This window comes from Streptomyces sp. NPDC090045 (assembly GCF_044747975.1).
In the GTDB taxonomy this organism is placed as follows: domain Bacteria; phylum Actinomycetota; class Actinomycetes; order Streptomycetales; family Streptomycetaceae; genus Streptomyces.
The window spans coordinates 140,279-164,902 of record NZ_JBIVFA010000012.1 but is presented as its reverse complement, the minus strand read 5'-3'; the positions used below and the strand labels follow the sequence as shown (position 1 = coordinate 164,902).

The window sequence follows — 24,624 nt, the reverse complement described above, 5'->3', positions numbered from 1 at the left end:
CTCCGGCCCGGATCCGCCGCCGTTCGACCTTCCCCAGCTTGCACTCATTCGTCCCGGGTTGCCTCATGCGCCGCGCGGGGGGCTGCCGGGCCCCTCCCGGCCTTAAGGTGACCCCATGACCATCGAGTCGGACCCCTCGTACCCGGCCCACTGGGAAGCCGATGTCGTCCTCCGCGACGGCGGCACCGCCCGGATCAGGCCGATCACCACCGAGGACGCGGGCCGGCTCGTCAGCTTCTACGAGCAGGTCTCCGACGAGTCGAAGTACTACCGGTTCTTCGCCCCCCACCCCCGGCTCTCCGACCGCGACGTGCGCCGCTTCACGCACCACGACTACGTGGACCGGGTGGGCCTCGCGGCGACCATCGGCGGGGAGTTCATCGGCACCGTCCGCTACGACCGCATCGGCCCCGACGGCCGGCCCGCCTCGGAACCCGCCGACGAGGCCGAGGTCGCCTTCCTCGTCCAGGACGCCCACCAGGGCCGCGGGGTCGCCTCCGCCCTCCTCGAACACATCGGGGCGGTGGCCAGGGAGCGCGGCATCCGCCGGTTCGCCGCCGAGGTGCTGCCCGCCAACACCAAGATGATCAAAGTGTTCACGGACGTCGGCTACCAGCAGAAGCGCAGCTTCGAGGACGGCTCCGTCCACCTCACCCTCGACCTCGAACCCACCGCCGAGTCCCTGGCCGTGCAGCGCGCCCGCGAACAGCGCGCCGAGGCCCACTCGGTGCAGCGGCTGCTGGCCCCCGGCTCGGTCGCCGTCGTCGGAGTCAGCCGCTCCGGCGCCGGTGTGGGCGCGGCCGCCCTCCGCAACCTCCGGGACAGCGGCTTCCACGGCCACCTCTACGCAGTCAACGAGGCCGTCGAGCGCGATCTGCTCGACGGCGTACGGGCCTACCGCACGATCGGGGCCATCGGCGCCCCCGTCGACCTCGCGGTGATCGCCGTTCCGGCCGAGCGGGTCCCCGACGCGGTGGCCGCCTGCGGCGAGCACGGGGTGCAGGGGCTCGTCGTCCTGTCCGCCGGATACGGGGAGAGCGGCCAGGCCGGACTGGCCCGCCAGCGCGAACTCGTGCGGCAGGTGCGCTCGTACGGGATGCGGCTGATCGGACCGAACGCCTACGGTGTGATCAACACCGCGCCGGAGGTGGAGCTCAACGCCTCGCTGACGCCCGCGCCGATGCCGATGCGGGGCCGGATCGGCCTCTTCACGCAGTCCGGGGCGATCGGCATCGCCCTGCTCTCCGCGCTGCTGCGGCGCGGCGAGGGCCTGTCCTCCTTCGTCTCCGCGGGGAACCGGGCCGACGTCTCCGGCAACGACATCCTCCAGTACTGGTACGACGACGAGGCCACCGACGTCGCCCTGATGTACCTCGAAACCCTGGGCAACCCGCGGAAGTTCACCCGCCTCGCCCGCCGGACGGCCGCGGTCAAGCCGGTGGTCGTCGCCAAGGGCGGCCGCCACACCCCGGCCGGCCACGTCGTCCCCGGCACCAGGCTGCCGGAGGCCACCGTCTCCGCGCTGCTGCGGCAGGCCGGCGTCATCCGGGTCGACACGGTCACGGAGCTGGTGGACGTCGGCCTCCTGCTGGCCGCGCAGCCGCTGCCCGCCGGGCCCCGGATCGCGATCCTCGGCAACTCCGAGTCCCTCGGCGTCCTCACCTACGACGCCTGCCTGGCCCAGGGCCTGCGGCCGCTGCCGCCGCTGGACCTGACGACGGCGGCCGCGCCGGAGGACTTCCGGGCCGCCCTGGCCGCCGCGCTCGCCTCCGAGGACTGCGACGCGGTCGTGGTCACGGCCATTCCCTGGGTGAGCGAACACGCGCTGGCCGACGACCTGGCCGACGCCCTGCGGGAGGCCGTGGCCGAGGTCCCGGGCAAGCCCGTGGCCGTGGTGCACGTGGAGCTCGGCGAGCTCGTCGAAGCCCTGTCCGCCGCGCGCGGCCCGTCCCCCACCCCGCCCCCTCCCGACGCACCGGGCCTGCGGCCCCGCCTCGGCGGGACCCCGACGCCGACGCCGTACGCGCCCTACCCGCCCGTCCCCCCGAACCCCGGGCGGGACGCATCGGGCGGGGCGGCGGAGAAGCCCCCCGCAGGTGACCGGATCCCCAGCTACCCCGCCGCCGAGCGGGCCGTACGGGCCCTCGCCGAAGCCGTCCGGTACGGACAGTGGCGCCGCGGCCTCGCCGAGGGCGGGCACGTGCCCGAGTTCGAGGACGTGGACGAGGCCGGGGCGGCCGCGCAGCTGACCGGGCTGCTGGCCGACGTCGACGGCGGAGCCGTGCTGACCCTGGCGGAATGGGACGCCCGCGAGCTGCTCGCCCGGTACGGGATCGCCGTCCGGTCCGCCCTGCCCGCGCCCAGCGCCGACGCGGCGGTCCGGGCCGCCGGGATCCTGGGGTACCCGGTGGCGCTGAAGACCACCGCCCCGCACCTGCGCCACCGCGCCGACCTGGGCGGCGTACGGCTCGACCTCGCGAACGAGACCGAGCTGAGGCGCTCGTACGAGGAGCTCACCGAGGTGCTGGGCAAGCCGGCCGAGCTCCAGCCCGTGGTCCAGGCCATGGTGCCGCGCGGGGTCGACACCGTCGTCCGCTCCGTCATCGACCCGGCCGCGGGCGCCGTCCTCTCCTTCGGGCTCGCCGGCGTCGCCTCCGAACTGCTGGGCGACACCGCCCACCGGCTGGTTCCGGCCACCGACCGGGACGCCGCCGGACTGATCCGTTCCATCCGGGCCGCACCCCTCCTCTTCGGCTGGCGCGGCAGCGACCCCGTGGACACCCCCGCCCTGGAGGAGCTGCTCCTGCGGCTGTCGCGCCTGGTGGACGACCACCCCGAGGTGATCGGGGTCTCCCTGGAGCCCGTCGTGGTCGCCGCCGAGGGCCTCTCCGTGCTCAGCGCCACCGTCCGCGTCGCGCACCCGCCCGCCCGCGGCGACCTCGGCCCGCGGACCCTCCCCAGTTACTGAGCGAGTACGACGCGGCCTGGGGGCCTCGTAGGGGCCTTAGGATGGACCTCATGGCGAAATCCGGTACGACGACCCAGGGGCTGCGCACGGCGATCGAGCGCAGCGGCTACTACCCGGCCCTCGTGGCCGAGGCCGTGGAGGCCGCGGTGGGCGGCGAGCCGATTTCGTCGTACCTGGTCCACCAGGAGACGACCTTCGACTCCAACGAGGTGCGCCGCCACGTCACCGTGCTGGTCCTGACCGGCAACCGCTTCATCGTCAGCCACACCGACGAGCAGGCCGCCGACGCCGGGTCCCCGTCCCCGTACGCGACCACCTCCACCGAATCGGTCAAGCTGTCCAGCATCTCCTCCGTGGTGCTGAGCCGTGTCGTCGCCAACCCGGAGTCCTACACCCCGGGCACCCTGCCCCGTGAGGTCGTCCTGACCATCGGCTGGGGCGCGGTCTCGCGCATCGACCTGGAGCCGGCCGCCTGCGGCGACCCGAACTGCGACTCCGACCACGGCTACACCGGCAACTCCACCGCCGACGACCTCAGCCTGCGGGTCAGCGAGGCCGGCGACGGCCCCGAGGCGGTGCGCCAGACCCTGGTCTTCGCGCAGGCGCTCAGTGAGGCAACAGCAGCCACCTCCTCCACCCCCGCCCGCTGATGGCGTACTCCGCGGCGCAGGAGTGGCCCGAGCCGGAGCTGCTGGACCTGGCCGGCGCCCCCGTCCCGGAGTACGGCACCGGGTCGCTCGCCGACCTGCTGCCCACGCTCGCGGCCGGCCAGGGCGTCCCCGGTTTCACCGCCGCCATCGCCGAGCTGACCCCTGCCGACCGGAACTGCGTGTTCCTGGTCGACGGCATGGGCTGGGAGCAGATCAAGGCCCACCCGGACGAGGCCCCCTACCTCACCTCCCTGCTCGGCACCTCGCGCGGCGGCACCGGCCGCCCGATCACCGCGGGCTTCCCGGCGACCACGGCCACCTCGCTGGCCTCCGTCGGCACCGGCCTGCCGCCCGCCCGCCACGGCCTGCCCGGCTATGCCGTGCGGAACCCGGCCACCGGCGAGCTGATGAACCAGCTCCGCTGGCACCCGTGGACCCCGCCCAAGCCCTGGCAGCCGTACCCGACGGTGTTCCAGCTGGCCGACAAGGCCGGCGTGGCGACCGCCCAGGTGTCCGCGCCCGCCTTCCAGACCACCCCGCTCACCAAGGTCGCGCTGAGCGGCGGCACCTTCCACGGGCGGATGACGGGCGAGGAGCGGATGGACCTCGCGGCGATCCAGCTCGAGGCCGGTGACCGCTCGCTCGTGTACACGTACTTCAGCGAGCTCGACGGGGCCGGCCACCGCCACGGCGTGGACTCCGACGCCTGGCGCGGCCAGCTGATGCTGGTCGACCGGCTCGTGCAGCGGCTCGCCGAGCAGCTGCCCCCGCGCACCGCCCTGTACGTGACCGCGGACCACGGCATGGTCGACGTCCCCTTCGACGAGGACTCGCGGATCGACTTCGACGAGGACTGGGAGCTCGGCGCCGGCGTGGCCCTGCTGGGCGGCGAGGGCCGGGCCCGGCACGTGTACGCGGTGCCGGGCGCGCAGAACGACGTACTGACCGTGTGGCGCGAGGTCCTCGGCGACCGGTTCTGGGTCGCGAGCCGCGAAGAGGCCCTGGACCTGGGCTGGTTCGGCGCGCCGGGGGAGTGCGACGAGCGCGTGCTGGGACGCATCGGCGACGTGGTCGCCGCCGCCCAGGCCGATGTCGCGATCACCGCTTCGCGCAACGAGCCGAACGAGTCCGCGCTCGTCGGCATGCACGGCTCCATGACCGCGGCGGAGCAGCTGGTCCCGCTGCTCGAAATCCGCTCCTGACCCCCGTCCCGTCCCGCACCCCGACCCACGAACCGAAAGGTCCCGTACTTCCCATGCCCGAGCTGGTGTTCTTCTCCGGAACGATGGACTGCGGAAAGAGCACGCTGGCTCTCCAGATCGCGCACAACCGCGACGCGCGGGGACTCCAGGGCGTGATCTTCACCCGTGACGACCGGGCGGGCGAGGGCAAGCTGTCCTCGCGCCTCGGCCTGGTGACGGAGGCGATCGAGGCGCCGGAGGGCATGGACCTGTACGCGTACCTGGTCGCCCAGCTGTCGAAGGGCGGCAAAGCGGACTACGTGATCGTGGACGAGGCCCAGTTCCTGGCCCCGGAGCAGATCGACCAGCTGGCCCGCATCGTCGACGACCTGGACATGGACGTCTTCGCCTTCGGCATCACCACGGACTTCCGCACGAAGCTGTTCCCGGGCTCGCAGCGGCTGATCGAGCTGGCGGACCGGCTGGAGCAGCTCCAGGTCGAGGCCCTGTGCTGGTGCGGCGCCCGCGCCACCCACAACGCCCGCACGATAGACGGCGAGATGGTCGTCGCGGGCGCCCAGGTGGTCGTCGGCGACGTGAACCGCCCGGCGGGGGAGATCGGCTACGAGGTGCTGTGCCGCCGCCACCACCGCCGGCGGATGACGAGTGCCGCGTCGCGGGCGGGGGCGCTGTCGCCGGACGTGCTGCCGGTCACGTCCGGCTGAGTCCTCCCCTTACTCGCGGGCCCCTGGCCCCGGCGGCGGTGACACCGGCTTCGGGGCCGGGGCCAGGTGGTCGAAGGCGAGGCCGCTGGAGACCTCGCCGCGGCCCGCGCCACGGCGCGCGCTCAGCCAGACGGTCACCTGGCCGTCCTGGCCGCGGGTCCGGTTGAAGGCCACGGTCAGCCGCGAGCCCGCCTTCGGGACCTCCTCCTCGTTGACGTAGTAGGCCAGGGGCTCGGCCTGCGGCGGCACGTCCAGGCCCTCCCGCAGCAGTTCCGTCCGCGGCCGGACGGGAGTGCCGTCGACGGCGTGCGGCATGGCGGCCCGCTGGAGCCGTACCGAGCGGTGGTCCTCGCCGGTGTGGACCGCGATGAAGGGGATCCAGTGCTCGGGGACGGAGGTCATGGCCCGGTACGCCACCGGGGCGCGCGGTGGTTCGCCGGGCGCCGGCGGGTCCTGGAGCCGGAGCCGGTGGGCCGTGCTCTCGGCGGACATCTCACTGCCCCGGCGCGGCTCGCCGGTCGCCGTGCGGACCGTCTGCTCCAGTCCCCAGACCAGGTTGGCCTGCTCGTCGCGGACCAGCAGCACCTCCTCCAGCACCGGCCCCTCCGCCACGGTGGGCGCGCCCGGCGGCAGCAGCAGGACGGGCCGCTCGAAGGCCGGCGGGGCCGGCGTCGGCCCTTCCGGTGCGGGGCTGCCCGGGCCCGGCTCCCCGCCCGGCGTGTCGGGCACGTCCAGCGGGTCCAGGCTGAACATCGTCCAGCGCCGGCCCGGGTCTCCGGTCTCGGCGGGGGCCGGGGTGATCCACAGCTTCGTGCCGAACACGTCGGTCACGCTCAGGCCGCGTACCGAGGCCAGGGTGCCGGACGGCAGGTCGCACGGCAGCTGGTACCAGTCGTTGCTGTACACGAGGGCGAATTCCAGGAAGATCAGCCGGGCCAGGTCGGTGCTGTCCGGGCGGACCGCCGCGAAGTTGGTGCGCCCGTCCTCCACCGCCCACCAGCGGGGGAGCGGCATCCCGGAGAACCGGACGGGGGCGGGGAACACCGTGCGGTGGACGGGGGCGGGGGCGGGCGGAGTCCCGCCGAGCGGGCCGCGCCGGTCCAGGGAGAAGGCGTGCCAGTCCAGTTCGCCCCCGGGGTACTCCGGTGCGGCGAGGACCTGTTCGCCGTCCGGTGCCGCCACGGCCACCGAGAAACGGTGCTCGAGGCGGCCGGGGTCCCAGGCCGGTGCGGCGGCGGGCTGGTCGATCAGCGCCTCGAACCAGGCGGTGAACTCCCGGCCGAGGGCGTTGAGTTCCTCGTAGTGGAGGTGCAGGGCGTTGACGATGCCGTCCGAGGCCAGGTGGCCGGTGCCGTCCTTGAGGTGACGGTAGAGGAGATAGCCGTCCATCTGGCGGCCGGCGGTGGACTGCAGGGTGGCCCACACTTCCGGGTGGGCCACCCGCGGGGTGTCCGCGGGGTCCTCGGGATCGGGCAGGGCGACGGGGTAGCGGGCGACGTACTGCCCGCGGAAGTCCTCCACCGCGGCCAGCGCCAGGTCGCGGATCAGTTTCAGCCAGCGGTGGCCCATCGTCAGCCGCAGGTCGAAGGAGACCGGGTCCGGGCCGAACCGGAAGGCCAGCGGGCGGCGTTCGGCCACGGATTCCAGAGTTCGGCCGTCGGGCAGCGGTTCCACCGGGCCGGTCGGCGGGCGGTACCGGGTGGGCGGCGAGGCGGCCATCGAGTACGTGGCGGTGACCGGCGAGCCGGCGTCCGTGGCGCGGAACTCGCCGAGCTGCCACTGTCGGGTGAGCAGCCACAGCGGGTCGCGGATCTCCGCCCGCAGGGCCCCGGCGAAGTCGGTGGTACGGGGCCGGCCCTCCAGCCGGTTCCACACACCGACGGTGGGTTCGTACCGCTCGTCCAGGGCGAGCGGGAACTCGATCCGGGCCGGTTCAGTCATGGGCCGTGGCCTTCCACCGGAGGTTGCCGAGCGCCAGGTCGGTGCTGACGGTGATCGGTTTGCGGGTCGCGGACATGCCCGCGGCGGGCAGCAGCTGGGCGTACGCGGTGTCCTCCAGGTGCGTGGGTTCCACGGCGCGGGCCCGGGCCAGGTCGAAGGTGTCGGCGATCGCGGCGAGCAGGTCCTCGGTGGTCCAGTCGCCGTCCGGGCTCGGCGGCGCGACCAGCAGCATGGCCTGCGGGGGCTCCGAGTCCGGGCCGTCGTAGTGGACGGCGATCCCCGTGGTCTCGCGTCCGGTCGGGACCATCTCGGTCCATTCGTCGAGGAGCAGTCCGCAGGCGCCGGGGGCACCGGGCAGCGGCTGGGCGGTGCGGGCCGCGTAGTGCGCGGTGTAGAGCACGCGGTCCTCGTCGAGCGGCCGGCGCCGCCGCGGGTCCTTGGGGAAGTCCATCGCCAGCCAGTGGTCGTCGGGACGGTAGGGAAGCTGGACGGGGAGCAGCCGGGGTTCCTCCCGGGTGACGGTGAGGCCGCCGTAGCCGTTCAGCGCGTCCGCGAGGACCACCGTCTTCTCCCACAGCCGGGGTTTGTCGCGGATCCGGGCCATGCCGTGCAGCCAGTCCTCGACGGGGAAGCTGCGGGGTGCGGGCGGGTCGCTGCGCAGGTGGGCGATCAGCGCGTCGCTGTCCTTCAGGGCGGCCCGCCAGTCCTCGGCGAGGGCCTCGGACGGGCTGAACTCGGGTACGGCGAGCACGTCCTCGCCGAGCAGGGTCTTCAGGGCGTCCAGCCCGGCGCGGACCCGGTCGGGTCCGGTGACCGCGGCGTCGTACGCCCGAAGGCCGTCCCCGGCCCGGTCTAGGCGCTCCCCGATGTCCCCCAGCAGGCCAATGGTGCGGGTGGCCAGTTCACGGGCCTGGGCCACCACTCGGTCGCCGTACGGGGTGAGGTCGAGCCCCTCGTGGTCGTAGGCGTCGATCGGCAGCAGCGCGGACACCTCGGCGAGCAGCCCCGACAGGGTGGTGCGTACGGTGTCCCGCACCCGGGCGAGGTCGGCCTGTCGGCCGGCGAACTCCCCGCGGCGCGAGAACAGGGTGGCGCGGTACAGGGCGGGCGGGCTCGGGGGCGGGTCGGCCGGCGCCGTGGTCAGCAGCCGTTCGGCCTGCCGGAGCAGGCGGTAGCGCTCCGCGTCCGGGGTGCCGGCCGGGAGCCGGTCGTACCGTTCCAGGAGTGCGTCCGCCTCGCCGAGGGCCCGGCCCATCCGGGCGGCGGTACGGGCGGCGGCCGCGAGTACGTCGGTGAACACCCCGCGGCGCCACACGGCGAGTTCGGCCCAGCCGCTGCGGAGCAGTCCGAAGCGGCCCGCCTCGGCCGTCAGATCGGCGTACCGGGCGAGGAACTCGTCGATACGGCGCAGCAGTTCGGCCCGGACGGCCGGCGTGGGAGCCCCGGACGGCAGCAGCGGTCCGAGCGCGTCCCGGAAGTCCTCGGCACGGGTCTTGAGCGCCGACAGCGATTCCAGCACCTTGGCGGGGCGCTCCCGGCGCAGCCGTACGGCCTCGTCGGCGGTGCGGTCCACCGGGGTGATGCCGGCGCCGGGCACCAGGTCGGTGGCGCGCAGCGGGCGGGAGGTGGTCAGCAGCGTGCGCAACGCGCCGATCAGAGGCGACAGTTCGAAGAAGGTGATCTTCTCCGGGACGCGGCGGGTGTAGTGGATGACCGGCAGGGCGTCCGGCCGGGGGTGGGTGACCGAGCCGACGAGCTCGCGGACGATCCGGTCGTCGAGGTCGGTCATCGCGGCCTCGCCGGCCGGCCGGACCGCCCAGAGCAGTTCGATCGCCTGGAGTCCCAGCTCCGCCTGGGTGACCACGCGCTCGCGCGGCGCCTTGGAGACCGGGTCGGTCCAGGTGACCAGGACCACCACGTCCTCCGGGTCCGGGAGCAGCCCGGTGAGCCAGTCGTTGACGGCGGGTTCGGCGCGCGCCCGCGGGCTGTTGCGGACGGCCGCGCCGGCGCCGTGGTCGGGGCCGAGGCCGGGAGTGAGGTGGAGGGCCAGCCGGTGGGTGAGGGTGGTGCCGCTGCGCGGGGTCCGGACCACCTCCGGCTCCGGCGGGAAGCCCTCCTTCGCGTACGCGTCGAGGGTGGCGGCGGCGCGTTCGGGGTTGCCGGCGAGCGTCTGGTGGGTGCTTTCGGCCACGGCCAGGTCGGCCAGGGCGTCGTGGATGTCGAGCAGGTTCCGCAGCTCCGCGTCCATGGCGGCCTTCTGGGGGTCGGAGGCGTCCCGGGGCAGGCCCTCGGCGCCGTACGGATAGTGGACCTGGCCGTCCCGCGTGGCGCGGCGGACCAGTTCCAGGCCGTCCACCACGGTCCGGGCCTCCACCAGCCGGACCTCGCCGGGGGACGCGGACCCGGGGGAGAGGCGGCCGGCCCGCAGCGGGAACGCGCCGCGCAGCAGCGGGACGAACCGGTCGAGTTCCACGCCCGGGTGGCCCTCGTGCAGGCCGCGTTCGAAGACGCGGCCGAGCATCGCACCCGGCGACTGGCCCTGCCGCAGCCCGTCCAGCAGGGCGAGGGCCGTGCGGACCCGCCGGGAGCCGAGGTCGACGGCGAAGGCGCCGGTGCCCTCCCGGTGGCCGTTGGCGAGGTAGCCCGCGCGCAGCACGGCGGCGGTCGTGGCCTGCGCGGGGGAGGGGGCGTGGACCCAGCCGCCGTTGCGCGGGTCGTGCGGCAGGGCGGCGGCCCCGAACACGGACCGGAGCTCCTCCGGCACCGGGGCCTCGCCCAGCGGTTCGGCGCGCGGGGCGACGTCCTCCAGCCAGCCGTACGCCCCCAGGTGCAGGCCGCGGCGCGGGGCGCCGGTACCGTCCGGTCCGTACCTCAGGTCCATGAGCTTCTCGGTGGCCAGGCCGAGCCGCCAGGCGTCCAACCGGTAGGTGGCGCAGTCCAGGTGCTCGGTGAAGAGGCGCTCCAGCCGGGCGGTGGGCAGCGGCGCGAGCAGCTTCAGCGCTTCGACCACCTCCCCCAGTTCGGCGGTGGCGGGGTGCCCGTCGGCCAGTGCGCGGGGGATGAAACGGTGCAGCGGTTCGCCGTTGCCCGTGATGTCCGGTGCGGGGGCGTAGAGCTGGCGGTACCGGCTCTCGCTGGGCAGCCGTACCTCCGGGTGGGCCGGGTCGTCGGCGATGTGGACGAACGCCGGGTCGGCGGGCGAGGGGGCCGGCAGCCCCTTCGCGAGGGCGAGCCGCCGGCCGGTCTCCACCCACGCCAGCAGGACGGCGTGCCGCAGCATCAGGTACAGCAGGGCGGCCGGGCGGGCGTCGCCCTCGAAACCGGTCTCCTGCCGGACGGCCTCCAGGTCGGTGCCGGCGTGCTGGGCGAGCCACTGGAGGTAGTTCAGGGCGGGGGCGGTGGTGTACGGGCGGACCGGACGCGTCTCGGACGGCGGCCGGTCGTCGACCAGCGGGCCGAGCAGTGGATGCTGGCCGTCCACGAAGAGCCGGCCGAGCAGGTCCGGGTCGGTGCCGGCGCCGCCGAGCCGGGTGAGCAGGGCCCGGACCGGTTCGGCCATGTGCAGCTGTTCCAGGGCGGAGACCACGAGGTGGCCCTGGCCGCCCAGGTTCTCCCGGTTGAACAGGTCGTCGACGGACTGCGCGTACCGCTGGTGGAACTCGGCCGACGAGGGGTGCAGGGCGAGGATGTCCAGCAGCTGCCGGTGGGTGTCGCGGTCGGCGGTGCCGAGCCGGGCCACCTTCCCGGTGGCCTTCTCCCAGTCCGTGGCGGCCTCGGCGAGCACCCGGTGCAGTCCGGCCCGGTGGGTGTCCGCGGCGGGCCGGGTCAGCCGGCCGAAGGCGGTGGTGACCAGGATTCCGTACGGTTGCCGGCCGATCCGTACGACCGGCAACGGGCCGCGGCCGGAGACGTTGCGCAGGAAGAAGTCCCGGGTCCGCTCCACCGCCTCCTCGGACAGCAGCGGGTGGAGGGTGGTGCGCAAGTGGTTGCCCCAGGTGGCGGGCCACAGGGCGGTGTTGGCGGCGAGGGCCTCGCGCAGGTCGGTGTGGTCCGCGTGCGGGACACCGGCCAGGGCGGCGGGGTCGATGCCGAGGAGTTCGGCGAGCCACTGGCCGTCGGTCTTCGCCGTCCGGTCGCCGGAGGCTGCGGCGGCCGTGAAGCCGTGGGCCGTCCGGAGCACGGCCTCCGCCTCCCGGCGGGGGTCCGGCCCCGCAGGGGCTTGTTCGCTGTTGTTGGTGGGGGTGCCCTGGGGGAGCAGCGCGAACCCGGCGGGGCTGCGGACCTGGTGGCCGATCAGCCCGGCCAGCTGCTCGGCGGACTTCTCGGCCGTGGCCCCGGTGCGCAGGCCGAGCACCACCAGCCGGTGCAGCCCGCGGCGGAGCACGGCGTCCAGCGGGATGCGGACGGCCATTCCGGCGGCGACCGCCGCGTCGAAGTCGGTCAGCCAGGCGAGAGCGGGCGGTACCCGCAGGGTGCCGGTCTCCTCGTCCACCTTCAGCTGCTCATCGCGCGGGGTCGCCGGGTCCGGGCCGACGGAGAGGGGGCCGGTGACGGGGGCGCCGGCGGCCCGGCAGACCAGCCGGCCGTCGCGGTAGCCGAACACCTCGAACCGGTCGGGCAGCAGCACGGCCTGGGCCGGCCGGCTCCAGGACTGCGGGGCGACCTCCGACTCGGGCGGCTGCGGCACCACCAGGAAGGCCACCGCGACCGCGTCCTGCGCGGTCAGCCGGGGGCCCTCCAGCCCGGCGGGCGGGCGCGCCCGGACGGCGGCCGCGCGAGCGCGCCCGACCGCGGCCAGCAGGGCGGCATCGGCGGCGCGGAGCGGCACGCGGTCGCCGTGCGCCCGCCAGACGGCGGTCCAGTACGCCATGGTGGGCTGCCGGTCCTCCGCGGGCAGGGCCCGGTCGCTGGTGACGACGAGAACGGTGGTGCCTGCCGCGAGCCCCGACGGCCGGTCGGCGGGATTGGCGGGCGCATGGGTGCGGATCAGATCGGCGGCCCGGCCCTGCGCCACCCGCCCGGCCAGCTCCTGCCAGGCGGCCCGCTCGCTCCCGGGGTCGCCGGCCGCCCGCCAGACGGCGGTCCAGTAGGCGGTCACGGCACCGAGCTCGGCCCGGGTCGGCAGCGGCTGGAGGCTGTCCACCGACCACTCGTCCGGGAAGATCCGCACCAGCAGTTCGGTGCTGGTGAACCGGGTCTCCAGCCGGACGGGGCCCAGCAGGACCGGGTGGGTGCGGGCGAGCTCAGCCACGGGGCAGCATCTCCTGTGCGTGTACGGCCATCAGGACCGGGGCCTGGAACAGCATGTAGGCCACGTCGGCGGAGTCCAGTGCGGCGTTCCAGGACCGCAGCGCGGTGTCCTCGCCGTGCTGGCCGATCTTCTCCTCGTCCGCCACCACGTCGGAGAGGTCCTGGAGCTCGACGACGGGGGTGGCGCCGTCCAGGGCGATGAACCCGCGCCGGCCGCCCGGGTCCAGGTCCTCCCAGGTCAGGTCGTTCCACACCTCCACCTTGACGGGCGGTCCGTCGTCCGCCCCGAAACGGGGCTCGCCCGGGCGTTCCTGGAGCATGAAGAACCAGCCGGGGTCCTTGGCGTCCCCCTTCGCCTCCTCCGCCGTCAGGTTGAAGCCCAGCAGCGTGATGTCCGGTTCGATCCGGGCCTCGTAGAGCGGCAGCAGGATCTCGTCGGGACCGGGGCGGTCCGGGTCCCGCGGGGTCACCGGCGTCCGCTCCCGTTTGGGGTCGGGATGCTCGTTGCTGGGGTTCCAGCGCGCGCGGTGTGCGTAGACCGCGGTGTTCGGGTACTTCTTGAGCAGTTCGCCGCGGATCACCAGAACCAGCTCGTCCCGTTTCCGCGCCGGGTCCGGCTGCCGATGGTCGTGCGCGCCGAGCTCGCTCTGCGGCGTCCAGCGATGGATCGGCGGGATGTCGTACAGCCGCTCCCGGCGGGATGCGGCGCTCTCCTCCGGAACGGTGGTCGCCACCCGCGGGTCCCAGAACTGTCGGAAGGGCGTGCCCCGCTGGTCGGTGGGATGCTCGCGCCACAGCAGTTCCCGGGCCATCTCGTGGTTGAGGCCCACCATGAACGCTTCGATGAACTCCTGGTCCGTGTCGAGCAGGGTGACCGTGTTCACGGGGATCCGGTCGAGGTGGGGCACGAAGGACTCGACCGACAGGCCCAGCAGTGCCTCGTACATCGGCAGGTCGATCACCGGGTACGCCATGACCTCCAGGAACCGCTCGACGAACGGGGTGAGTTGGGGGGCGTCGAGCCGTACGGTGCCCAGCAGGGCGTGCGGCACGGTGGTGGCCGCGTCGAGTCCGCCGAGCACCCGTCCGGCCGTGCCCGGCACGTCGAGCGGGTCGGGCACCGGGGTGCGCGCGGAGGCGGTGGCCGTGCCCCAGCCCTCGTACAGGTCGGTCAGGCCCAGCTTGAACCGCCGGGCCTGTTCGCTGTCGGTGGGCTCGGCCTCGGTGGCGGCCGGTGGTACGGGGACGGTGCCGTCGGGGTGGCGCAGGACGAAACCGGGGCTCACCGGCAGGGACTTCACCGGGTCGGGCAGGGGCTCGCTCCGGATGATGCGGTCCACCTGGACCGGGGTCACCACGGCGGCCGGGACGGTCTTCTCGGGGGCCGCGGTGACCAGCAGCGGTTCGGTGTCCATCCGCGGAAGCAGCGCCTCGGGCGGGTGGCTCGCGGGGAAGTCCAGGGTCCGCATCAGCCGGGAGCCGGGCCGGGTGATCCGGCGCATGGTCGCCGAGACCGGGGCCGCGCCGATCCGGCTGGCGGCCACCTTGAATCCGGCCGTGACCTGCTCGGTCGGGCCCTCCGGCCCGGCGACGGCGGCGGCCGGGCGGGCCCGCGGGACGGTGACGCGGAGGTGGGCGGGTGCGGTGAGCGCCAGCGCCCGGCCCACCGGGCGGGCCGTCGCACGCGCCACCCGCAGGCCCGTGGGGCCGCCGCCTCCGCCGGGTGGCGCAGGCGGCGGCCCCAGGTGCCGGTCCTGGAGCCGGAGCCCGACCTCGCAGGCCAACTGGGCCGCGCGGATGCGGTGGTTGACGTCCACCAGGTCGCCGACCTGAGCCCAGGCGGCGGCCATGAACTCCTCCTGCCGGGCCTGTACGACCTGGGTGCCGAAGTTCGCGGCGATCCGGAACCGCGGGTCGAGGTTGAGCCGGTGCACCCAGTTCTTGTCGTACGGCAGCGGGCTGCCGTCCGCCGCCCTCAGCAGCCGCGACGCACGGGCCGGCCAGCGCCCGTACAGCGGCGGGGTGATCACCGGGTCCACCCCGTCGGCCAGCTCCACCGCGGCCGGGCCGACGACGGCCGCCAGTCGGGCGTGCGCCTCCGCGGGCGTGCGCGTCGGATAGTCGTCGGCGAGGTTGACCAGGGCGGCCAGGGCCTCCTGGAACTCGTGCGGGTAGTGCCCGGCGGGCGGGCGGTGCCCCTCGTCCGCGGTGAACCGGCTGTCCCAGTTGTCCCAGTCGTCGTTCGGGCGTACGGCCTTCAGCGCACCGCCGAGCTTGAGCACCCCGCCGATCGACGGCGGGAAGTCGATGCCGGGCAGGGTCGGGCCGGGCGCCTCGTGGACGTCGACGTCGCGGCGGCCCACGCCCGGGTCGGCCTCGGCCGGCTCCAGCAGCCGCACCAGGTACTCGAAGTCGCCGGCCGTACCGGTGTGGAAGGACCAGCGGTGGTAGTAGGGCATCCGGGGGTCCTCCCGGCCCGGCCCCCAGCTCGGATCGGTGGCCCCGACTCCCTCCTGGCCGAGGCCGAGCCCGGCCCGCCGCCCGGATTCGAAGGCCGGGACCAGGAAGGCGTGGTAGGTGGTCAGGGGCTTGAGCCTGCGCGGGCAGATCAGTCGCGAGCAGGCGTCGTCGGGGCTGGTCCGCAGCAGGTGCCCGAGCGTGGCCAGGGGGTCGTCCATCACCTCGGTGAGCACGCTGCCGGTCCCCCCGAGGTCACCGTTGACGTGGACGTGTGCCCAGGCGCCGAGCTGGTCGGCCGGCGGCAGCGCGCCGGGGTCCGTCACGACGACGTACGGCAACGGCCCCTCCGGAGGCCCCCCTTCGCGGAACTCGCCGCCGGTCTCGTTCTGCGGGTCGGCGGCAGCGGCCAGCACGATCAGGGCGAGCCACGGGCGCAGCCGGCCCGTGTCGTCCGGCACGGCGGGGCTGTAGGCCCAGGGGAAGTCCTCCTCGTAGAACTCGATGTGGGCGAGGAAATTGGGCTCGGCGTTGGTGACCGAGGGCTGCGGTTCGGTGCGGGAGATCGCCCTCGGGTCCACGCCCACCACGTCCCCGGGGCCGTAGAGCTGCACCTGCTGGGTCACCGTGCGCGCCGACACCGGGCGGTCCGGGCCCTGCCCGGTCAGCCGCAGGGTGACCGGGATCCGCGGACGGGGCCCGTCCGCCGCGAAGCCGTCCTGCCCGATCCTGGTGGTGAGCCCGGTGCGCAGCCAGGGCAGGAAGGAGTACGCGTTGGGCGTCACGAGCCGTCTCCGGTGCGGAAGAGTTCGGTGCCGCGGGTGAGGTCTTCGGCCCGCGGATCGGCGGCGGCCAGGCCGGAGCGTACGGTTCCGCCGGTGATCAGGACCTCGGTGCCGGACAGCGCCGTGGCGGAGAAGGCCCAGCGGCCGGTGGCCAGTCCGGCGGCGGGGGCCCAGCTGTCGTCGGCGGTGTGGTAGATCAGCACGCTCTGGTAGCCGGCCGCGTCCTCGGTGTCGCCGGTGCCGCCGATCACCAGGACCCGGTCCGGGCCCAGGGGCACCGCCCGGTGGTGTCCACGGCCGCCGGGCACCGGTGCGCCGGGAGTCCACTTCTGGGTGGCCAGGTCGTACAGCTCGGCGTCGATCACGGCGTACGGGTCGTAGGTGCCGTCGCCGGGCACCCCGGGCGTGCTGCCGCCGATCACCAGGGCGGTGGTCGCGGACAGGCGCAGGGCCTGGTGCCGGCTGCGCGGCCGGGAGAGGCTCCCGGTCGGGGTCCAGACCGGGGTGGACGGGTTGTACAGCTCGCAGTAGGCGAGGGCGGCCTCCCGACCGGGGGCGACGGGTGCCGTGCCGCCGCAGACCAGCACCCGGCCGTCCGGGAAGGCCAGGGCGGTGTGTCCGCCGCGGGCGTCGTTCATCGGCTTGAGCGGGGTCCAGCTGCCGTCGTCCGGGGCATAGACCTCGGCCGAGGCCAGAGCCCTGGCCGAGTCACCGGAGCGGACCGCGTAACCGCCGCAGACCAGCACCTTGTTGTCGGCCGTGCGGACGGCGGCGTGGCCCCAGCGGGCCTCGTTCAGGTCCTTGGCCGGGGTCCAGGTATTGGTCTTGGGGTGGTACACGGCGGTCGACTTGAGGGCCGGGGACAGCCCGGGCGCGGCGGTGCCGCCGGTGACGAGCACATCGCCGTTGGCCAGCAGGGTGGCGGTGTGCAGGCGGCGGGCGCCGCCGGGGACCTGGCCGGCGGAACCCCAGGTTCCGGCCGTCGACGGGGTGGCGCCCGGGGTGAAGAGCCAGGCCTTGGCGAGGGCGGCGGACCGGCCGTCGGCCCCGGCGACGACGAGGACCTGCTTCTTCTCGTTGCCCAGCGGCACGGCGGTGTCGTACTGCCCGTACCAGCAGGCTGCCTCGGGCAGGTCGCCCTGGGCCGTCCACTGCCCGGTGGCGGCCGCGGGGGTGGTGATGGTCATGGGGTGGGTTCCTCCGTCGTCGCCCTCGGTCGGGTCACGGGATGGGTCGCCCTCACGGGACGAAGAGTTCGGTGCCGGCAGTGGTCACCGCGCTGCCCGGGCCCGGGGCTGCCGGGCCGGCGGCGACCAGCCCACCGGCCGCCAGTACCCGGCCGTCGACCAGGACGAGGGCGGCGAAGTCCGCGCGGCCCCGGTCCAGGGAGCCGGTGGCGGTCCACCGGCCGGTGGCCGGGTGGTACCGCAGCACGCCGCGGTGGGCGGCGGTGGCCGAGGGGCCACTGGTCCCGCCCACGACCAGGACCTCGCCGGTGGGCAGCCGCACGGCCCGGTGCCTGCCGCGCCCGGCCGGCATGTCGGCCGCCGGCGTCCAGCTGTCGGCGACCGGATCGTAGATCTCCGCGGAGGCCGGGCTGCGCCCGCTGATCCGGCCGTTGCCGGGCAGCAGGACGGGGTCGCCGCCGGTGACCAGGATCCGGCCGTCCGCCAGGACGGTGGCCTGGTGTCCGGCACGGGGGGTGCGCAGGCTCGCGGCCGGGGTCCAGGCGTCGGTGTCCGGGTCGTAGCGCTCGCAGTAGGCCAGTGGCACGTTGCCGCCCCCGGTGGCCAGGGCGCCGCCGACGACGAGCAGCCGGCCCCCGGGCAGCGGCACCATCCGGTGGCCGGACCGGGCGTCGGTCATCGGCGCGGCTGCCCGCCACCGGTCGCGGACCGGGTCGTAGACCTCAGCCGAGGCCAGCGTGCGGCCGTCCCGGGTGCCGCCGGCGATCAGCAGCCCGCCCTTGGGCAGCGGGAGGGCCGCATGGTCGGTGCGTCCGGCCAACGGGGCTTCGTTCGTGGATCGCCAGCCACCGGCCACCGGGTCGTAGAGCTCGGCGGAGGCCAGGTCGGTACCGGCGGGTCCGGAGCCGCCGACGACCAGCACCCGACCGTCGGCGAGCCGGGTGGCCGAGTGGCCGCGGCGGGCCGTGAGCAGCGGCGGGGCCGCGGTCCAGGCGGTGGTCACCGGATCGAACAGGCCGGCCGTGGCCACCGCAGCCCCGGTGGCGTCGGCGCCTCCGGCGAGCAGCACCGACCCGCCGGCCAGCAGGACCGGATCCGCGCCGAAGACCGCGGCGGGCGCGGGCGTGGCCGCCGCCGTCCAGGTCCCCGGGATCCGGGGCCGCTCCCGGGCGTCCGAGACCGGGATGACGTGCAGCCTCCCGGCCAGGCGGGGATCGGAGTCGGTCCACCGGGCCAGTGCGTCGGCCGCGGCGGCGGGGCTCCGGAAGGCGGCGGCGGGCGGCAGCGGGGCGCCCGGGAGCTGGGGCGGGAAGGCCTGGGCGTTGTTGCGGGTGTGCGCCACCACGTACCGCTGTCCGGCCGCCCGGACCGTCTGCTCCTGCGGCAGCGGCCGGCGGCGGTGCGCGTCGGTGCGGGAGAGGGGCGAGCGGCTCGTGCTGCTGCCTTCGAGCAGCCGCCCGAAGACGGCGGGGCTCACGCTGACGAGCTTGCGCCCGCGCGGCGGAGCGGGCTCGTCGGCCACCGTCCGGACGGACCCGGCCCCGGATCCGTCCCCGGGCACAGGCACGGGCTGGTTGACCTCCCGCGCCTTCCGGTCGACCACGATCGCCTCGTACCGGGCGCTGCGCCGCACGACCCGGGGCGCGCCCAGCACCCCTTCCACGGCGGCGAGTTCGATTCCGGCGTCCTGCTGCTCGTAGGCGGGCCTGGAGAGCTTCGCGGCGTCGTCCATGTCCTGGAACTGGGCCATGGGGAACTTCTCGCCGGTGTCGGAGAGCTTGACGAGTTTGCAGGTCGGGTCCGGTTCGATGAGGAACCGCTGCCCGTCGCTCGCCTGCTGGCCTCCGATCTTGTCCACGCGTACGTCGAGCGGCACCGCCCGCTGGGCCACGAACAGGGTGCCGCGCGGGTGCAGGACGAGCCCGTCGGCGGCGGTCAGGTCCCGGAGGGTGACCAGGGTGCGGGTGCCGCCCTCGGGGAGCCGGGTGCTCCAGCCCTCGGTGCGGCGGACCTCGTTCTCCAGCAGGGCGAGGACCTCGACGGGCGGCAGGGTGGTGTGGTGGGCCTCGCCCCACTCGATGTCGAAGTCGGCGGAGATCTCGAAGAACAGCAGGGAGATGGAGCCGCGCCCGTGGGCCCGCCAGGGACAGGGGCCTTCGACGGTGAAGTCGAGCGAGATGCCGAACACGCCGACGCCGAAGGCCTTGAGCGAGACGTGGGCGGAGAGGGAGATGACGAAGGCGAACGGCGAGAACCGGAACAGCGCGTCGAAGGAGAATCCGCCCTCGATGCCGAAGGCGTCGAAGCCGAGCCGGAGTTCGGCCCGGGCACCGAACTGGACGGTGTTGCTGGTGACGGCCAGGTAGCCGGAGACCCGGATCAGCTGTCCGGGCTGGTTGAGGATGTCCACCGAGATCCGCTCGGGGACCGGGAAGGGCAGCTCCGGCGGGCGGAAGGAGGGGTGGAAGCCGCCGACGCTGAGCACGAGCTGGGGGTCGTCGCCCCAGGAGACGAGCAGCCCCATCCCGCCGTTGATGGTGATGCTGAGGATGCGGGAGTCGAAGAGCTGGGCGTAGAACCACAGCCGGGACTTGTCGACCTCCAGGGCGCCGACGAACTGGACCTGGACGACCACCAGGGGCAGCTGCTCGCTGGGCAGGACGCAGCTGAGCACCCCCAGTACGGCGATGTTGCCGGGCGGGATCTCGATGACGACGCCGAGCGAGATCCGCAGCAGCGCGGGGGTGCCCCAGCCGATCTTCGCCATCGGTCCGACGAGGAAGGTGCCGTCCTCGGGCGGGAAGAAGGCCCGCAGGTCGCTGAGGATCCGTGGCGCGTTGGCGACCACGTCCTTGGGGAACATCACCGATTCGATGGCGCCGGAGCGGACGCCGGCGACCAGCGCCTGAAGGTCCATGCCGCGGTTGAGGCCGATCAGTCCCCCCACCGCGAGCAGCGAGAAGCCGAAGCCGAGCTGGATCCCGCCGCCGCCGAACTCGGCCGCGATGACCATCAGCAGGGAGAACCCGCGGCTGCCGTCCGGCATGCGGGTGCTGATGAGCCCGACGGCCTTGAGGGCGACGATCCCGGCGAAGTCGAGTTCCAGGGCGCCCGCGTACTCTCCGCGGTCCGGGTCGAAGGACAGATAGCCGCCGCCCTTGACGATGCCCGCGTCCACCGAGAGGCCCGCTCCCTTGGGCGGTTTGAACCCCAGGCCCACGTCGACCGGGCCGAGGTTGCCGTCATGGTCCGGCCGGAACACCAGCCGGGCGGTGAGGCCGATGTCCTCGACCACCACCTGGACCGGCCCGAGGGCGGCCCGGAAGGTCGCGCCGAGCGCGACCGGCAGGGCGTCACCGGAGGGCGTGGCGGAGATGCTGAGGGCCTGGATCCGGACGGGGCCGAGCTCCAGCCGGGTCGGGATCCGGATCTCCAGGGCGGCGTTGCCGCGGAAGGTGAATCCTTCCCGGTGGGAGACCGCGAGGGTGAGGTCCGCGCCGAGGGTGAATCCGTCCCGGGGCAGGACGGTCGCGACGAACCCGTCCGCATCGCCCGGACTGAGCACGAACTCCAGTCCGTTCAGCCTGAATTCGGCGAAGACGTCGGCGCCGCCCGAGTCCAGGCGCACTCCGCCGCCACCGGCGAGCCCGCGGAACTGGAGCCGGGTGCCGTCGGCCGACCCGACCAGGAGGACCGGGTCGCCGTCGGTCCGCGTGCGCTCGACGACGGCCTCCACCGCACCGTCGAGACGTACCGGGGTGCCGTCCCCGGCCTCGAACCCGGTCACGGTCTCGATCGGCTGCCCCGGCCGGAACCGCAGGGCCACCCCGCCCTGGAGGTCGAGCTCGCTGCGCACGGTCAGCACGAGATCCTCGCCGAGCGGGATCCGTACGCCGAGCCGGCCCGAGTACGAGGGCAGCAGGGCCAGACCGCCGGGCCCGCCGCCGTCGGACGGCAGCTCCAGCAGCCGGATCTCGGCCCGGTGGACGTCCTGCCCGCCGTCGCCCGGCTGCTCCAGCAGGCCGGCGCGCAGCAGGGGCACCGGCGGCTCGGCCGGCTGGAGCTCGGTGCCGTGGACGGACTGGACGGTCCAGTCGTCGGCGTAGCCGCTGCTGGTGTGCGCACCGAGGGAGAGCAGCAGGTTGTCGAGCTGGTCGGCGAACTCCGCGTAGTCGAAGTCGGGCCCGCCCCAGCCGTGGGCGTCCTTCAGGACGGCCGCCGGATCGGTGAGCACCCGGGGCAGCTCGGTCAGGTCGAGGGTGAGGCGGGTGTGTTCGGGGCGGTTCCCGGCGGGGGGCACGTAGCGGGACTTGACCACGCCGAGGGCACGCAGCGCGAACCCGAGGGCCGGGCGGTGACGCTGGAGATGGCCGATCACCAGGTGGTCGATCAGCTGCTTCGGGAAGTGCTCCTTGAAGCCGTCCGCGCGCAGATGCTCCGGGACCGCCTCGCCGGGGGCCCCGGCGATGGCCCGGATCCCGCCGACCAGGGCCTGGACCGCACCGAGCACACGCGGTACGTCGTCGGCGCCGAAGCCCCCGTCGACCAGCCCGCCCAGGGTCTCGGTGAGGGTGTCCACGCCGGCGCGCAGGGCCGCCAGGGGCTGCGGGATCTCCGCGGCGTACCAGCCGAGTTCCCGCAGCAGCCCGGTGCAGCTCTCCGGCGAGGTGAGCGCCGAGCGCAGCGGGACCAGCGCCAGGCCGATCTCGGCAAGCAGGACCTCGAACGTGCCCGGCCGGCTCATCGGCCCCGCCCGGGGTAGAACCTGCGGCTGATCGTGGCGTGGTGGCTCGGGTCGATGCGGTTCACGACCAGCCACATGCAGACGAAGCAGAAGGACCCGGCGTCCCCGACGCCGGCGCCGTTGCGCATCTTGCAGGCTCCGGCGGGCCGGTAATGGGCTCCCGCGTAGTGGTTCCCGCCTTCGAAGATGCCGACCAGGGTGCGGCGGAGCTCGTTCGCGGCGAGGCCGTCGATGCGTTTCGGGGTATCGGGACCGTCCCTCGGGACGCTGTGGTCGAGGTTGCTGTTGAGCGGATCGGGGTGCTGCCGCAGGAAGGTCAGGACACGGCCGTCCACGACGGTGAGGGGCGTGCCGGCACCGTCCCTGAGGGGGACGTAGAGCACGGATCCGGCGCCGAACACCGGAGCGGGACCGGTCTGGCCGGTCAGGACCAGGACTCCGCTGTCACCCTGGACGGGTTCGACGTCCAGGCCTTCCAGCAGCGCCCCGGACAGCGGAAGCTGCCGGCCGTACTGCGTGATGCTGAAGTCCCGCAGGGACACCTTGCTCGCGCGCGGCCCGCCCTTCTGGACCGCACGCCACACGGCGAGCTGGCCCGGGTCGACCTGCACCTTGATCCCCGGCGGGCTGCCGCTGGGCTCGCTCGCCCTGAGCAGCCGTGCCGAGTACCTCATGCGCGGCAGCGTCAGCCATTTGACGCGGCCGAGGTTGATGTCCCGCCCTTCGGCGTGCAGGCGGGCATGGCCGAGTCGGGTGAGGTTGTCGTGGAGCAGGTCTCCGGGCTCGTTGCCCGCGCCGTCGTCGGGGAAATCCTCGTACTCGTCCCCCAGGTTGAAGGTGTGTCCGAACTCGTGGGCGACGACGTTGACGATGTGGCCGGGCTTGAACTTCCCGAGGTCGGGCGCGGGGACGGTGCGGTGCATGACAGCGGGGTCGATGTCGGACGTGGTGTCGTACTGGAAGAAGATTTTGGGGGCCCACTCGAGCGTATTGAGGGTCAGGGTGCGGCTGTTGGTGTTGACGGGGCGGCCCTGGTAGTCGTACGCGACGACCGCGATCAGCGCCCTGCTGCGCCGCAGCCCTTCGCCCTCCGGTGCCCAGACGTGGCCGATGTTGCCGTGGACGTGCAGGTGCTGGTTCACGTAGCCCAGTCCCCGCGCGTAGGTGAGGACGGAGTTCAGCGGGCTCGTGCGGCCGGGGCCGAAGAGCTCCGGGGGGTGCCGGCGCGGGTCGAGCGTGAGGATCCCGGTGGCCCCGGTGTCCCAGAACTCGTAGACGCGCTTGACGAAGGCGGCCATGTCGGCGCTCACCGAGTCGTTGCCCGGAACCCGTACCGGCTCCGTGGGGCCGATGATCCGGTCCGCCGGCCGGTAGCCCATCATCACGCCGAAGAAGCTGTTCCTGGCCTGGAGGATGCCCAGGGACCGGTGCGTCTTCCAGGCCTTGAGCAGCTTGGCACTGACCCGTTCGGGTTTGAAATCGTGCAGCTGCTGGCCGCTCCACAGCGGCACCGGGTCGGTGGTCCGGGAGTCGATGCGCGGCGGCAGTCCGACCCTCCTCACCAGCTGGTCCATGGTGTAGGGGCGCCGTTCGGGCGGGGTGCCGGGACGGACCGGCCCGACCGTGTTCTCGAACGGGATCAGCGTGCCGCTCGGCAGTGCCGGGTCCAGGGTGTCGGTGACCCGGTTCCCGCAGGTGATGCCGCGTTCGTAGGACTCCTGGAAGGCGCTGAAGACGTTGAACCGCTCTTTGAGCGTGCCGTAGGGCTCATGGCGCCGCTGTACGAACAGCTGGGCCTTGGTCTTCTGGGCCACCTCGTCGAAGGCGGCCCGGTCGGCGGCGCTTCCCTCGAATCCCTCGGCGAGGATCAGGATGTTCTGCATCTCGTCGACGTCCGAGTGCTGCCACAGCTGGTGCTCCCTGAGGACGAAGCGCTCCTTGCGGTAGTCGGCGACGTCGACCTGCAACTTCCGCTCCGGGAACGTGCCGAGCCGCCCGCTGACGGGGACGAAGTCGGGCGGATCCTCCGGCCGTTGCGGCTGCGGCGTCTCGACCAGACCCCGCAGCCGTCCGTGCGGGGTGATCTCCACCCGCTGGGGATTCTCCGAGGTCAGCGTCACGTAACCGTGTCCGCTGATGTCGCCGATGAGGTCCGTGGCGTTGTTGTCGTCACTGAACCGGGCGTAGATGGTGGGCAGCGCGTGCCCGAACGCGGGGTCGAGGGCGGTGGTCAGGGTGTTGTTCCCGAACCACCAGTTCTCCAGCTGCCGGTGCACCTGGAGCCGGCCGACCAGGTAGTAGTCCCCGACCCCCAGCTGGAAGAGGAACACGCCCGGAGCCTTGGGCTGCACCACGCCGTTCGCGTCGACGGTCGGCACGTCGTCGAACCGATGCCCGGTGTCCTGGTACGGCGCCATGAACCCGTACGTGCAGTCGGCGCGCGGTACTTCGGTGAGGGTGTACGGCTCGACGACACCGGGTTTGTCCGTGCGCCTGAAAACGCGAAGGGTGAGCGGCGGCGTGCCGGTGAGCGCGACGTGCAGATCGCAGTGCGGGAGGAGCACCAGATCGACGATCTCATCCGCCATACCGACCCCGCAGCCTGTGGTCCCGCGCGACTCCGCCACTGATCATTCAGGAGGCCGGAGGAACAGGTCAAGTCATATGCCATAAATGTGGCAACCCGCCTATGTGACCATATTCTTGCGAGCTCGGAGGAGATGGAACGCCACACCA

At 74.0% G+C, this 24,624-nt stretch carries 10 protein-coding genes; 4 read left to right on the top strand and 6 right to left on the bottom strand.

Annotated elements, in window-relative coordinates:
* Positions 1–115 precede the first annotated feature (115 nt).
* From ACIPYQ_RS28645 to ACIPYQ_RS28630, 4 genes are read left to right on the top strand one after another with little or no spacing between them, the layout of a single operon-like run.
* Positions 116–2,968 carry a GNAT family N-acetyltransferase gene (locus tag ACIPYQ_RS28645; protein WP_401256563.1) on the top strand — a complete coding sequence of 951 codons (2,853 nt, stop codon included), beginning with the start codon at positions 116–118 and terminating at the stop codon, positions 2,966–2,968.
* A gap of 50 nt (positions 2,969–3,018) precedes the next feature.
* Positions 3,019–3,618, top strand: coding sequence for a DUF5998 family protein (locus ACIPYQ_RS28640; protein ID WP_030009684.1), 600 nt, complete (start codon positions 3,019–3,021; stop codon positions 3,616–3,618).
* On the top strand, positions 3,618–4,820 hold the full coding sequence (locus tag ACIPYQ_RS28635; RefSeq protein WP_401256561.1) for an alkaline phosphatase family protein: 1,203 nt from the start codon (positions 3,618–3,620) through the stop codon (positions 4,818–4,820). Before ACIPYQ_RS28640 ends, ACIPYQ_RS28635 begins: the two co-directional genes overlap by 1 nt.
* A 53-nt stretch (positions 4,821–4,873) precedes the next feature.
* Entirely contained in the window at positions 4,874–5,524 is a 651-nt protein-coding gene (locus ACIPYQ_RS28630) for a thymidine kinase (protein WP_362235998.1), read from the top strand.
* A gap of 9 nt (positions 5,525–5,533) precedes the next feature.
* Here ACIPYQ_RS28630 and ACIPYQ_RS28625 read toward each other — a convergent pair whose 3' ends face one another.
* Genes ACIPYQ_RS28625 through ACIPYQ_RS28600 form a run of 6 tightly spaced genes read right to left on the bottom strand, consistent with a single transcriptional unit; the run spans position 5,534 to position 24,476 of the window.
* The gene (locus ACIPYQ_RS28625) at positions 5,534–7,465 is read right to left on the bottom strand and encodes a hypothetical protein (RefSeq protein ID WP_401256559.1); all 1,932 of its coding nucleotides are present in this window, start codon (positions 7,463–7,465) and stop codon (positions 5,534–5,536) included.
* Positions 7,458–12,716 (bottom strand): hypothetical protein, encoded by a 5,259-nt coding sequence (locus ACIPYQ_RS28620; RefSeq protein ID WP_401256557.1) that lies wholly within the window; start codon positions 12,714–12,716, stop codon positions 7,458–7,460. The genes ACIPYQ_RS28625 and ACIPYQ_RS28620 overlap by 8 nt, the downstream gene beginning before the upstream one ends.
* Positions 12,709–15,957, bottom strand: coding sequence for a hypothetical protein (locus ACIPYQ_RS28615; protein WP_401256555.1), 3,249 nt, complete (start codon positions 15,955–15,957; stop codon positions 12,709–12,711). The genes ACIPYQ_RS28620 and ACIPYQ_RS28615 overlap by 8 nt, the downstream gene beginning before the upstream one ends.
* A complete protein-coding gene (locus ACIPYQ_RS28610) occupies positions 15,954–17,144 on the bottom strand; it encodes a Kelch repeat-containing protein (RefSeq protein ID WP_401256553.1) in 1,191 nt (396 codons plus the stop codon). The genes ACIPYQ_RS28615 and ACIPYQ_RS28610 overlap by 4 nt, the downstream gene beginning before the upstream one ends.
* A 52-nt stretch (positions 17,145–17,196) precedes the next feature.
* A complete protein-coding gene (locus ACIPYQ_RS28605) occupies positions 17,197–21,888 on the bottom strand; it encodes a DUF6603 domain-containing protein (protein WP_401256551.1) in 4,692 nt (1,563 codons plus the stop codon).
* A complete protein-coding gene (locus ACIPYQ_RS28600) occupies positions 21,885–24,476 on the bottom strand; it encodes a hypothetical protein (protein WP_401256549.1) in 2,592 nt (863 codons plus the stop codon). The genes ACIPYQ_RS28605 and ACIPYQ_RS28600 overlap by 4 nt, the downstream gene beginning before the upstream one ends.
* Positions 24,477–24,624 lie beyond the last annotated feature (148 nt).

Bases quoted from the DNA above. Each gene is read 5' to 3' on its own strand.
- ACIPYQ_RS28645 (WP_401256563.1), top strand. From the start codon at position 116: ATGACCATCGAGTCGGACCCCTCGTACCCGGCCCACTGGGAAGCCGAT.
- ACIPYQ_RS28640 (WP_030009684.1), top strand. From the start codon at position 3,019: ATGGCGAAATCCGGTACGACGACCCAGGGGCTGCGCACGGCGATCGAG.
- ACIPYQ_RS28635 (WP_401256561.1), top strand. From the start codon at position 3,618: ATGGCGTACTCCGCGGCGCAGGAGTGGCCCGAGCCGGAGCTGCTGGAC.
- ACIPYQ_RS28630 (WP_362235998.1), top strand. From the start codon at position 4,874: ATGCCCGAGCTGGTGTTCTTCTCCGGAACGATGGACTGCGGAAAGAGC.
- ACIPYQ_RS28625 (WP_401256559.1), bottom strand. From the start codon at position 7,465: ATGACTGAACCGGCCCGGATCGAGTTCCCGCTCGCCCTGGACGAGCGG.
- ACIPYQ_RS28610 (WP_401256553.1), bottom strand. From the start codon at position 17,144: ATGACCATCACCACCCCCGCGGCCGCCACCGGGCAGTGGACGGCCCAG.
- ACIPYQ_RS28605 (WP_401256551.1), bottom strand. From the start codon at position 21,888: ATGAGCCGGCCGGGCACGTTCGAGGTCCTGCTTGCCGAGATCGGCCTG.
- ACIPYQ_RS28600 (WP_401256549.1), bottom strand. From the start codon at position 24,476: ATGGCGGATGAGATCGTCGATCTGGTGCTCCTCCCGCACTGCGATCTG.